Raw genomic sequence first — 11,632 nt, forward strand, 5'->3', positions numbered from 1 at the left:
GAGGCAGAGCCTGACGACGAGGCCGGCACCGACCACGAGCCGATCGAGGGCGGCTCACCGCGCCGCACGGCATCCGGCTCCGCCGCTGCGGCGGGGGCAGCCGTCGCCGGTGCCGGTGCTGCGGTGGCTGGCGCGCTCGGCACCGTCGGGGGACGCGTCGGTGACATGGCCAAGCGCGCGGTCGACAAGGTGGCCGAGCTGAGCCCCGACACCGCACCGCGCACCAGCGCCGACGGGCTCGAGGCCCCCGCTCCGCTGGTGCCCGCAGAGCCGCTGTCCAAGGACGAGTCCAAGCTGGCGCTCGGCATCGTCGCGAGCTTCCTCGTGCTGGCGCTCGTCATCGGCGTCTGGGGAATGTCCCGGATCGGGTCGAGCACGCGCGAGATCTTCGGCGGCGACGCCGCAGCTCCTTTTCCGAGCGCCTCGGCGGCCTCCCCGAGCCCCTCAGCGAGCGGTTCGGCCCCGGCCCCCGCCGAGTCCGCCGGCCCTCCTGAGCCGCTGGCCATCCTCCAGGTCGAGGCCTACGACCCGGAAGGCGACGGCGAGGAGAACAACAAGCTGACGCCGAAGATCTACGACGGCGACCTCACGACGGGCTGGTACTCCGAGAACTACCGCACCGAGGCGTTCGGTGGGCTGAAGAAGGGCCTGGGTGTGGTCGTCGACCTCGGGCCGAACAAGAAGCCACAGACCGTCGAGCTCGTCATCCCGACCCAGACCTCGGTCGAGGTCTACGTCGGCCCCGAGAACCGCCGCGAGGGCGCGACGAAGATCGGTGAGAAGGAGATGGCGCAGGGCCGCGTCAAGTTCGACGTTCCCGCCGACGTCAGCGGCCAGTACGTCGTGGTGTGGTTCACCCAGCTGTCCACCGATGGCGATGGGAAGCGCCGGGCCTGGCTCAACGAGGTCATCGTCACCGGCTGAGTCCGGTCGATTCGTGATGTCTGCTGACCAGCGCCCCGGCAGGGCCCTCTCGGGTGGGGGTGATGCCGTCGGTGACCCCGCACTCCTCGATGCTGCCGATGTCGGCGAGCTGACCGACCGCGAGCTCATGGCGCGCCACGTGCGCGGTGACGCAGGCGTGGCCTTCGGCGAGCTCTTCAGGCGCCACCGTGACCGCATGTACGCCGTGGCGATGCGCACCACCTCCAACCGCGAGCTGGCGGCGGATGCCGTCCAGGAGGCCTTCATCTCAGCCTTCCGCCGGGCCGACGCCTACCGGGGCGAGGCCGCGGTCACCACGTGGCTGCACCGCATCGTCGTCAACTCCTGCCTGGATCGCCTGCGTCGCGAGAAGGTGGCCGTGCGGCGCGCTGGGGACCTCGGTGAGCTCGACCTCCCCGATCCGCGTGACCACCACTCGGCGGCGGAGGCCCGGCTCATCGTGCACGCGGCCCTGGCACAGCTGCCCGAGGGTCAGCGCCTGGCCCTGGTGCTCGTCGACATGCAGGGGCTCTCGGTCGCGGAGGCGGCTGTGGTTCTCGGTGTCGCCGAGGGAACGGTGAAGTCGCGGTGCTTCCGCGGCCGTGAGGCCCTCGCCGAGCTAGTAGGGGGGCCGGATGGTTCACGATTCAAGAACCTTGGCTCCGAGACGGAACCACAGGGGGCACCGTGACGTCCCACACCCGGCTCGACCCCTGCGTCCGCCACGCCCACATCAGTCTTGCCCCCCAGCAGGGACCCACCCGGAGGAACTCGTGACGCACCTGCACGATGACCCCACCCCCGTCGAGCACGACCCGACGGGGATGCGCGACCTCCTCGCGTCACTCCCCGATCCGGGTCCCATGCCCGAGGACCTCGTCGCCCGCATCACGGCGGCCCTGGCCGAGGAGTCCCGGGCCGCGCAGGCGTCGTTCGCGGCGCAGGCAGGTCGCGTCGCCGACGCGCCCCCCACCACGCTGGATGCCGGCAACGTCGTCCCGCTGCGACCTCACCGCCCGACGCTGCGGCATCTCGCGGTGGCCGCCGCGGTGGTCACGGCCATCGGTCTGGGCGGGGCTGCCCTCGGCGCCTGGCCGTCGAGCCTCACCGGCCCCATCGCCGCCCTCAGCGAAGCCGGCTCTGCCGACTCCGAGGCCGGCGCCGCTCCAGCGGCCCCCGGTGCCGACGAGTCCGGCAAGGGGGGCGACGCCGAGGCAGGTGCCGGGGTGGGCGACCTGTCCGCCACTGATCGTCTCGACGGGGTCACCATCGTCATGAGCGGGGCCGAGCACTCCTCCGATGCCTTGGCGGCTGCGGCATCGGCCCTCGTCACCACCACCTACCCCACCGTCACCCCACTGACGGCGGAGTCTCCGGGGATCGGGCCGATCGCCACCGCGATCGGTGCGCGCACGTGCGCCGACGCCCTGGGGATCTCGCCCGACGCCGGCATCCTCGTCGACGTGAGTGAGGTCGACGGTGCCCCGGCAGCCGTCCTCATCGCGACCGATGGCGGGGCACGCACCGCCTACGCGGTGTCCAGGTCGTGCACGACGGGCTCTCCCATGCTCATCGCCGGGCCGATCGCCCTGCCCTGACCCGCGGGGCGAGTCGGTGACGGGAACACCCCGGGCCTAGGATCGGTTCACCAACAGGCACCGCATCTTGCGGTTGTCGCCCGCCACCACCACAAGGGGATGTGTCCTGTGACCTCGGACGTCCGCAACGTCATCATCATCGGCTCCGGCCCCGCTGGCTGGACGGCTGCCGTCTACGCAGCCCGGGCCAACCTCGAGCCGCTGATGTTCGAGGGCGCGGTCACCGCCGGCGGTGCCCTGATGAACACCACCGAGGTCGAGAACTTCCCCGGGTTCCGCGACGGCATCATGGGCCCGGACCTCATGGAGAACATGCGGGCGCAGGCCGAGCGGTTCGGCACCGAGATCATCACCGATGACGTGGAGTCCGTGCGGCTCGAGGACGACATCAAGGTCGTGACCGACTCCGAGGGCACCGAGTACCGGGCGCGCGCGGTCATCCTGGCGATGGGCTCGGCCTACCGCGAGCTCGGGCTGCCCGACGAGAAGCGCCTGTCCGGGCGTGGGGTGTCCTGGTGCGCCACGTGCGACGGGTTCTTCTTCCGTGACCAGGACATCGCGGTCGTGGGTGGCGGTGACTCGGCGGTCGAGGAGGCCACCTTCCTCACCAAGTTCGCCCGCTCGGTGACGATCGTGCACCGCCGCGACGAGCTGCGCGCCTCGAAGATCATGGCGGAGCGGGCCCACGCCAACGAGAAGATCTCGTTCGCGTGGAACAGCGCCGTCGACGCCATCCACGGTGACGAGAAACTGACGGGAATCACGTTGCGCGACACCGTGACTGGTGACACGCGTGAGCTGCCTGTCACGGGGCTGTTCGTCGCCATCGGGCACGACCCGCGCAACGAGCTCGTCAAGGGTGTCGTCGAGCTGGATGCCGAGGGGTACGTCCTCGTCGAGGGCCGCACCACCCGCACCAACATCCCCGGCGTCTTCGCCTGCGGCGACCTCGTCGACCACACCTACCGCCAGGCCATCACGGCCGCGGGCTCCGGCTGCGCCGCTGCCCTGGATGCCGAACGGTTCCTCGCGCACTGACCTCACCCCGGTCCGTGTCGGAGGTCTCCGGCAGGATCAGCCTCCTCACCGACCGACCGCCCCTGTTCACCCCGCCCCACCATCCGCCCCAGACGAAAGGAGCTCCCCATGGGAGCCGTCTCCGCCACCTCCGACGCCACCTTCGAGGCTGACGTCATCAACCAGGACCGTCCGGTCCTCGTCGACTTCTGGGCCCCCTGGTGCGGCCCGTGCCGCGCCGTCGCCCCCATCCTCGACGAGATCGCTCGCGACCACGACGAGGTCTCGATCGTGAAGCTGAACACCGACGAGAACCCGGCCATCACCGGCCAGCTCGGGATCACGAGCATCCCCACGATGCACGTCTACGTCGGCGGCGAGATCGTCAAGACGATCATCGGCGCCATGCCCAAGCCGAAGCTGCTGCGCGAGCTGGAGCCCTTCCTCGGCTGAGGCTCCGCACACGCCAAGAGGCGCGGATTCGGTTGGTGGACAACGGGATCCGCGCCTCTTGTGGTGTGTGGTGACCCGGCTGGGCTCAGTCCCGCGGGTCGCGCAGGTGCATGGCGTCCAGGATCCGGTTGAGGTCGTCGACCGAGGCGAACTCCACGGTGAGGCGGCCCTTGCGCTGGCCGAGCGCGATGCGCACCCGGGTCTCGAGCCGGTCGGAGAGGTCAGCGGCGAGGTCGTCGAGCTGGGGCCTGCGCCCGCCGGCGCGGGGTGCGCGCCGGACAACCGGCGCCGTGTCGTCGTCGCCCAGGGTGACGAGCTCCTCGACGGTGCGCACCGAGAAGCCCTCCGCCACGATCCGCTGCGCCATCCGCTCCATGGCGGCGGAGTCGGACATGCCGAGCAGCGCCCGCGCATGGCCGGCGCTGAGCACCCCGGCCGCCACCCGACGCTGCACGAGCGGGGGGAGCTTGAGCAGGCGCAGGGTGTTGGAGATCTGGGGCCGCGACCGGCCGATCCGGCGAGCCAGCTCCTCCTGCGTGCAGCCGAAGTCGTCGAGCAGCTGCTGATAGGCCGCGGCCTCCTCGAGGGCGTTGAGCTGGCTGCGGTGGAGGTTCTCCAGCAGGGCGTCTCGCAGGAGATCGTCCTCCTCGGTGACCTTGATGATCGCCGGGACGACGTCCTTGCCCGCCTCGCGCGAGGCACGCCAGCGCCGCTCGCCCATGATGAGCTCGAAGCGGGCCTCCCCGTCCTGGGCCTCGGTCGGGATCCGTCGAACGACGACCGGCTGGAGGACGCCGATCTCGCGGATCGAGTGCACGAGCTCGGCCAGCTCGTCCTCGTCGAAGACCGTGCGCGGCTGGCGAGGGTTCGGGCGGATGTGGTCGAGCAGGATCTCGGCGAATTCCGCCCCGGGAACGGGGCGCAGCCCGGTGTCGGTGGCCGCGGCACCGTCGTCGGATGGCGGCTCCTCAACCGTCGGCTCGTCGCTGTCAGTGCTCGGTGCTCCGTTCGCGCCCGACAGGTCGCCGGAGTGGGGCCCGCTCTCGGATGCGCTCTGGCCCGAGTCGTCCACCGGCACGGTCGGAGGCGGCGTGACGGGGTCCTGGTCACGGAAGAACACGTCGATCGGGCGGTCGGTGGCCGGGCCGGACGGGATCAGCGCCCCCAGTCCACGCCCGAGGGCTCGACGCTTCTCGCTCATGCTGACTCCTCAGTGGTGTTCGGGGTGGCGGCTGCACGCTCGGCGAGCTCGATGGCTGCCTCGAGATAGGACAGGGCGCCGCTGCTGTTCGGGTCGTACGTCATGACGGTCTGACCGTGGCTGGGAGCCTCGGAGATGCGCACCGACCGAGGAACCACCGCGCGCAGGGTCTGCTGCGGGAAGTGCTCGCGCACCTCGTCAGCCACCTGAGCGGCCAAGCGGGTGCGGCCGTCGTACATCGTGAGCAGGATCGTCGAGACGTGCAGGCTCGGGTTCAGGTGGTTGCGGATGAGCTCGATGTTCTTCAGCAGCTGCGAGAGCCCTTCGAGGGCGTAGTACTCGCACTGGATGGGGATGAAGACCTCACTCGCCGCGACGAAGGCGTTGACCGTGAGCAGACCCAGGCTCGGGGGGCAGTCGATGAGCACGTAGTCGACGGGGTCGCCGGCAGCGGCCCGCTCCTCCACGTAGGTGGTCACGGCCCGTTGGAGCCTGGTCTCGCGCGCGACGAGGGACACCAACTCGATCTCTGCCCCAGCGAGGTCGATGGTCGCGGGGACGCAGACCAGACCTGGAAGGTCGGCGCACTCCTGCACGACCTCGCTGATCGGCCGTCCGTCGACGAGGACGTCGTAGACACTCGGCACCTCGGCGTGGTGCGGGATCCCCAAGGCGGTGCTGGCGTTGCCCTGGGGGTCGAGGTCGATGACGAGAACGGTGCTGCCGGCCTGGGACAGGGCTGCTGCGACGTTCACCGTGGTGGTGGTCTTGCCAACGCCGCCCTTCTGGTTGGCGACAGTCAGGATCCGGGTGCGTGGGGGACGAGGCACGGTTCGGCCGCTCAACGTGATCCGCTTGCGGGCGTCATTCGCCACGGCTGTCGCCAGTGGTGTCTGCGCGTCGGCGTCGGGCAGGACTGCAGCGATCTGCTCGCGCGCTGCCTCCTCCTCCCGAGGAAGCCCGGACGACGGCGTCGCTGTGAGGGCGGGTGTCGACGTTTCACGTGAAACGTCGACAGCCTCGTCGGTGGCTGCGCTGTTCATGGCCACGTTGTCGGGTTCGTCGGCCTGAGAGTCCGTTTCACGTGAAACATCCCCCACCTCGGCGCCCTCGGTTCGGTGCTCGGCGCCTCCCGTGGCGTCGTGAGGCTCGCTGGCTACCGGTTCTTCAGGTGTTTCACGTGAAACATCGTCGTCGATAGCCGCTGTCTGGTCGGCGCTGACCTCCAGAGCGGGCGTCCCGACCGAGGGGGGCCATTCCGCCGCTTCGGGCGTTTCACGTGAAACGGTGTCGGGGCCGGGCCACCCCAGGGGGGATGTCGGCCTCCCGGTCAGCCGGGGAAACCCAAGTCCGGGCGCCGCAGTCCGGTGGTCCGGGCGGTCGATCCGTGTGCTCAACGCAAAACCTTCGTCCATGGAGTGGTCAACCACGCCATCCAACCTCACACCGCATCAACACGCCAAAGCGGGCCCGGAGACAATCCAGAAGCGGCATGTTTCACGTGAAACATCACGAGCCACACCTACTTTCTGAGCAGGACTGGGAGCCGGACGAGAGACTCGAGCCGCAGAGCTAGGAATCAGCGCGGCACAGTTGAGTCTCGGACAGTGGTGCAGCGCTCTCGCGGAGATCGTTCTGGTGATGGACGGGGATCCGTCCAGGCACCGCCGGGTCGAATCGCGGATGCATGGAAGTGCGGGCGGTAACACCTACCCCTGGCGTGTGCACCCGGGTTGGCCAGCACGACCGATGAGGCTGCGCTACGAGCGAGCCTTGCGAACAGATCGTGCGTGCTTCGAGGAGCGAGCACCTTCCCTGCGGGCAGCCTTCGTGCGGGCCGGCTTCGGTGCGAAGCGCAGGTCGACGGTGAGCACCGGCTCCTCGAGCAGCGCCGACGTGTGCTCGGTGACCACCGCGTCGGTCAGGCCCAGGCGTTGCAGGCCCTTGCGGTCCTCCTCGAGCTCGGTGGCAGCAGAGCGGCCCTTCATCGCCACGAGCACACCCTGCGGCTCGAGCAGCGGAACGCACCAGCGGGCCAGCTTGTCCAGACGGGCGACGGCCCGCGCCGTGACGTAGGGCGCCGCCAACACGCCGACGAACTCCTCAGCCCGGCCACGGTGCGCAGTCACCGAAGCGAGCCCCAGATCGGCGACGACGCCCTCGAGCCACTGGGTGCGACGCAGCATCGGCTCCACGAGGTGCACCTCGAGGTCAGGCCGCACGATCGCCAGCACCACCCCCGGCAGACCGGCACCGGACCCGACGTCGATGAGTCGGGCCTCACGCGGAAAGGCATCCGCGATGACGGCACAGTTCAGCAGGTGCCGCTCCCAGAGCCGGGGCACCTCGCGCGGCCCGATCAGCCCGTGGCTGACACCGGTGTCCGCGAGGATCGCCGCGAACTGCTCGGCGAGCGGCATCCGGTCACCGAACAGGCCAGCCGCACCCTCGGGTGCGGCTGGCGCGGACGCGATCGGGGCGGCATCCCCAGCGTCATGTTTCACGTGAAACGTCGTCTCAGGCGGGAAGGATCACGACGTAGCGGCGCGGCTCGGCACCCTCGGACTCCGACACCAGGCCGGCAGCGAGGACCTCGTCATGCACCACCTTGCGCTCGAAGGCGGTCATCGGCGTGAGCGGCTTGCGCTCCCCGCTGGTGCGGACCTCCTCGATGGCCTCCGCGGCCAACGTCACCAGGCTGGCGCGCCGCTCGGCCCGGTGGCCGCCGACGTCGAGCATCAGGCGGCTGCGCTCGCCGGTCGCCGACTGCACCGCGAGGCGGGTGAGTTCCTGGAGCGCGTCGAGCACCTGTCCGTTCTGGCCCACGAGGCGCCGCGGCACCCGGCCGTCCTCGGAGTCGACGATGGACACGGCGGCCCGGTCGCCGTCGATGTCGACCTCGAGGTCACCGTCGAGGTCGCAGATGTCCAACAGCGTCTCGAGGAAGTCCGCAGCCACCTCGCCCTCACGCTCGAGCTGGCCCTGGCGGCTGGTGGACGCTGCCGGCGCGACGTCGCCGTCGTCGTCGGATGCCGTGTCGAGGGTGTCCGCGTCGACGTCACCACCGGTGATCGCCTGGACGTCGGCCTCCACCACGTCCAACACCGACTCGTCGTGCTCGTTGATGGACTCGACATCGGTCGGCTGCTCGGGCTCGGCGTCGTTGCGAGCCGGGTCCTGCGTGAGGTTCTCGCTCATGGGTGTCTCCTGCGGTCAGGGGGTGAATCAGCTGGTGGAGGGCTTGGCGGAGTCGCTCGGCGGGGTGTCCTTGGGGGTGGCGCCGCCTGACGGCTTGCCCCCGGCCGGCGCATTGCCGCCCGCACCCTTGGCCTTCTTGCGCTTCTTGCCGGTCGGCTGCTGGCGCTGCCCCGACTTCTTGGCGGTCTCGTCGGCGATGGCCTCGGCCTCTGCGGCAGCAGTGGCGGCCACCGCCGCGGCTGCACCGGGGATCGGCTTGCCCTTCTTGGCCAACCGCGCGTGGTACGACGCCTCAGCGGCCGAGCCGGGGGCCGGCATCCGCCGAATGACGTAGAACTGCTGGCACATCGACCACACGTTGGTGGTGAACCAGTAGATGAGGACACCGATCGGGAAGTTGACGCCGGACACGGCGAACACGAGCGGCAGGATGTACAGGAGCAGCTTCTGCTGCTTGGCGAACGGGTTGTCCAGGGCCGAGGCCGGCATGTTCTTCGTCATCAGCTGGCGCTGGGTGAGGAACGTGGTCGCCGACATGAGCACGATGAGCACCGCGGTGACGATCTTGACGTTGAGCGAGTCCGACCCGAGGAAGGTCTCGGAGAGCTGGGCGCCGAAGATCGACGCCTTCTCGAACTCGGCCGCGACCGGCTGGGTGATCGGCCCGATCTTGTCCGTCGTACCCGCCGCGATCTCGTCGACGCCGTTGAGCACGCGGAACAGGCCGAAGAAGAACGGGGACTGCACGAGGATCGGCAGGCACGAGCTGAAGGGGTTGGTCCCCTCCTTCTTGTACAGCGCCATCGTCTCCTGCGTCATCGCCTGACGGGAGTCCGGGTCGGTCTTGCCCTTGTACTTCTTCTGGATCTTCTGCAGCTCGGGCTGGATCATCTGCATCTTGCGCGACGCCATGATCTGCTTGACGAACAGCGGGATCATCGCGGCACGCATGACGAGCACGAGGCCGACGATCGACAGCGCCCACGTCCAACCTGAGCCGGACGGCATCCCGATTGCGGTCAGCGCGGTGTGGAATCCGTACATGATCCACGCCACGAGCCACTCGATCGGGGCCAGGATGGCGTTGAAGGCGTCGCCCATGATGTCCTTAGTGCTGTGCCGGCGAAGGCCGACGGGGTGGTGTCACGTGTGTGACAGGTCTAGTGGGGGTGAGACGGATGCCGTGGCGCGGCGTTCGCCGCCGCCTCGGCATCGGAGCTACGCAGGTCGGCAGCACTGTGGCTGCCGATGTCCCGAGGGCCGGTGGTGCCCGGGATCGGCCGACCGGTGACCGGGTCGGCCAGGGGCACGTGGTCCACACCGCCCGGCGACCAGGGGTGGCAGCGCAGCAGGCGGCGGGTGGCCATCGCCGAACCGCGCAGCACCCCGTAGGTCTGCAGGGCAGTGACCGCGTAGGCCGAGCAGGACGGGTAGTACCGGCAGGTCGGCGGCCGCATGGGCGAGATGACGTTCTGGTAGAGGCGAATCAGCCCGATGAGCGGGCTCGCGAGCACCCGTCCGATGCTCACGCCACGCCTCCCAGTCCCTTGACCACTCGCCGGAGCAACGGGTCGAGAGCCTGCTGCAGTTCCCGTGAGGACGCCTGTCCCGCAGGCGGGTTGGCCCGAACCACGAGGTCGACGCTGGTGGGGATGCCGTCCAGGCGCTGAGCGACCAGGGCCCGCAGACGTCGCTTCGTGCGGTTGCGCACGACGGCTCCGCCGACGGCCTTGGACACGACGAAACCGACGCGCGGCGGGAGACCCGCACGCGCGCCGGTCGAGGTGGCGTGGACCACGAGAAGCCTGGACCCGGCCCGGCACCCTCCGAAGGAGCGCACCGCCGACGTGAAGTCAGACCGCTCGCGCAGTCTGTTCGGCGCCGGCAGCACCGCCGACCTCAGGCGGAGAGCTCGGAGCGGCCCTTGCGACGACGGGCGGCGAGGATCGCGCGGCCGGCGCGCGTGCGCATCCGCAGACGGAAGCCGTGGGTCTTGGCCCGACGGCGGTTGTTCGGCTGGAAGGTCCGCTTGCTCACGTTGGTCTCTCATCTACGGGGTGGGCCGGAAAGTGCCCGGGTGGTCGGGGTGCGCTGGCACTCGGCTGCAATCGGAAGCCCGGGACGAGGCCGGGAGTGAGGCTGCGACCGGTGTGGTCGCGACGTCACGGGCATGCGAAAGCAGCCGAACAACAGGCCTGTCCACGGTACGCGAGAGCGCCCGCAGGGGTCAAACCGACGGATGCGCACACCTCACGCCGGAAAAGACTTAGGATCTCACGGTGCGGGGCGGCCACTGCGGCACGACACGCCGCGAACATCGCCCCTTGCATACCCACAGACTGTGGACAACCATGTGGACGACCTCGGGACGACCTCGGGGAAACCTGACCGGCATCGACCCGGTCATCGGAAGGATTGTGGGAGCAAGTGGCGGACGCGACGATGGTGCACCTGTGGCGCACCACCCTCGAGGTCCTTGACTCCGACGGCATCCCCGTCCAGCAGCGCGCCTTCCTCTCCCTCGCCAAGCTCGTCGGCCTGATCGACGACACCGTGCTCATCGCGGTGCCGAACGACTTCACCAAGGAGATCATCGAGACCCGGCTGCGCGACCGGGTCGCCGCGACCCTGGGCCAGCAGCTCGGCCGCGACGTGCGCCTGGCGGTGACGGTCGACCCCTCCCTGGCCGACGCCCCCCCGACCAGCGACGGGCACGACACTCCCGCCGCCGCAGACGCTCCCGAGGGCATCGACGACGGGCACGACCGTCGGGCCGCGGGCCGGCGCCAGCAGATCGTGGACCTCGACATCGGGGAGGACGAGGGTGACGCGAGCGATGGGCACGGCCACCTCGGTGACCACGGCGCCGCCGACGCGGCCCCCGGACCGAACGCCACCGGCATCCCCGATCTCGTCGAGGTCCCGGGTGCGCGACGTCCACGGCCCAGCACCCAGGTGCCCGAACTCGTCGAGCTGACCCGGCTGAACCCCAAGTACACCTTCGACACCTTCGTCATCGGGGCGAGCAACCGGTTCGCCCACGCGGCTGCCGTCGCCGTCGCCGAGGCACCCGCCAAGGCGTACAACCCGCTGTTCATCTACGGCGAGTCCGGGCTGGGCAAGACCCACCTGCTCCACGCGATCGGGCACTACGCGCGCAACCTCTTCCCGCACGTCAAGGTGCGGTACGTGAACTCCGAGGAGTTCACCAACGACTTCATCAACAGCATCCGCGACGACA

14 protein-coding genes are annotated in these 11,632 nt (G+C 69.9%); 6 read left to right on the forward strand and 8 right to left on the reverse strand.

Going from position 1 to position 11,632, the window contains the following annotated elements; all coding sequences use genetic code 11:
* The 5 genes from PLL68_RS09140 to trxA all read left to right on the forward strand — a co-directional run.
* On the forward strand, positions 1-924 hold a 924-nt coding region (locus PLL68_RS09140; protein WP_324533457.1), incomplete at its 5' end, for a hypothetical protein.
* Positions 925-1,051: 127 nt separating this feature from the next.
* A complete protein-coding gene (sigM, locus tag PLL68_RS09145) occupies positions 1,052-1,615 on the forward strand; it encodes an RNA polymerase sigma factor SigM (RefSeq protein ID WP_486657896.1) in 564 nt (187 codons plus the stop codon).
* 82 nt (positions 1,616-1,697) lie between these two features.
* On the forward strand, positions 1,698-2,522 hold the full coding sequence (locus tag PLL68_RS09150; protein ID WP_324533459.1) for an RsmA family anti-sigma factor: 825 nt from the start codon (positions 1,698-1,700) through the stop codon (positions 2,520-2,522).
* 99 nt (positions 2,523-2,621) lie between these two features.
* On the forward strand, positions 2,622-3,560 hold the full coding sequence (trxB, locus tag PLL68_RS09155; protein ID WP_324533460.1) for a thioredoxin-disulfide reductase: 939 nt from the start codon (positions 2,622-2,624) through the stop codon (positions 3,558-3,560).
* A gap of 108 nt (positions 3,561-3,668) precedes the next feature.
* On the forward strand, positions 3,669-3,992 hold the full coding sequence (trxA, locus tag PLL68_RS09160) for a thioredoxin (protein WP_159902223.1): 324 nt from the start codon (positions 3,669-3,671) through the stop codon (positions 3,990-3,992).
* Between the two features lie 85 nt (positions 3,993-4,077).
* Here trxA and PLL68_RS09165 read toward each other — a convergent pair whose 3' ends face one another.
* From PLL68_RS09165 to rpmH, 8 genes are all read right to left on the reverse strand, one after another.
* Entirely contained in the window at positions 4,078-5,193 is a 1,116-nt protein-coding gene (locus PLL68_RS09165) for a ParB/RepB/Spo0J family partition protein (protein WP_324533461.1), read from the reverse strand.
* Entirely contained in the window at positions 5,190-6,236 is a 1,047-nt protein-coding gene (locus tag PLL68_RS09170; RefSeq protein ID WP_324533462.1) for a ParA family protein, read from the reverse strand. The genes PLL68_RS09165 and PLL68_RS09170 overlap by 4 nt, the downstream gene beginning before the upstream one ends.
* Positions 6,237-6,953: 717 nt before the next feature.
* A complete protein-coding gene (gene rsmG, locus PLL68_RS09175; RefSeq protein ID WP_324533463.1) occupies positions 6,954-7,697 on the reverse strand; it encodes a 16S rRNA (guanine(527)-N(7))-methyltransferase RsmG in 744 nt (247 codons plus the stop codon).
* Between the two features lie 13 nt (positions 7,698-7,710).
* Positions 7,711-8,391, reverse strand: a complete 681-nt coding sequence (locus PLL68_RS09180) for a Jag family protein (protein WP_324533464.1) — start codon at positions 8,389-8,391, stop codon at positions 7,711-7,713.
* Between the two features lie 27 nt (positions 8,392-8,418).
* Positions 8,419-9,492, reverse strand: a complete 1,074-nt coding sequence (gene yidC, locus PLL68_RS09185; RefSeq protein ID WP_324533465.1) for a membrane protein insertase YidC — start codon at positions 9,490-9,492, stop codon at positions 8,419-8,421.
* Positions 9,493-9,551: 59 nt separating this feature from the next.
* On the reverse strand, positions 9,552-9,920 hold the full coding sequence (gene yidD, locus PLL68_RS09190; RefSeq protein WP_324533466.1) for a membrane protein insertion efficiency factor YidD: 369 nt from the start codon (positions 9,918-9,920) through the stop codon (positions 9,552-9,554).
* Positions 9,917-10,282, reverse strand: coding sequence for a ribonuclease P protein component (rnpA, locus tag PLL68_RS09195; RefSeq protein ID WP_324533467.1), 366 nt, complete (start codon positions 10,280-10,282; stop codon positions 9,917-9,919). The genes yidD and rnpA overlap by 4 nt, the downstream gene beginning before the upstream one ends.
* An 8-nt stretch (positions 10,283-10,290) precedes the next feature.
* The gene (gene rpmH / locus PLL68_RS09200) at positions 10,291-10,428 is read right to left on the reverse strand and encodes a 50S ribosomal protein L34 (RefSeq protein WP_013885212.1); all 138 of its coding nucleotides are present in this window, start codon (positions 10,426-10,428) and stop codon (positions 10,291-10,293) included.
* A gap of 405 nt (positions 10,429-10,833) precedes the next feature.
* On the opposite strand from rpmH, the gene PLL68_RS09205 reads away from it, so the two are divergent.
* A partial coding sequence (locus PLL68_RS09205) for a DnaA ATPase domain-containing protein (protein ID WP_324533468.1) occupies positions 10,834-11,632 on the forward strand: 799 nt, incomplete at its 3' end.

Source organism: Ornithinibacter sp. (genome assembly GCF_035443565.1).
Classification (GTDB): domain Bacteria; phylum Actinomycetota; class Actinomycetes; order Actinomycetales; family Dermatophilaceae; genus Fodinibacter.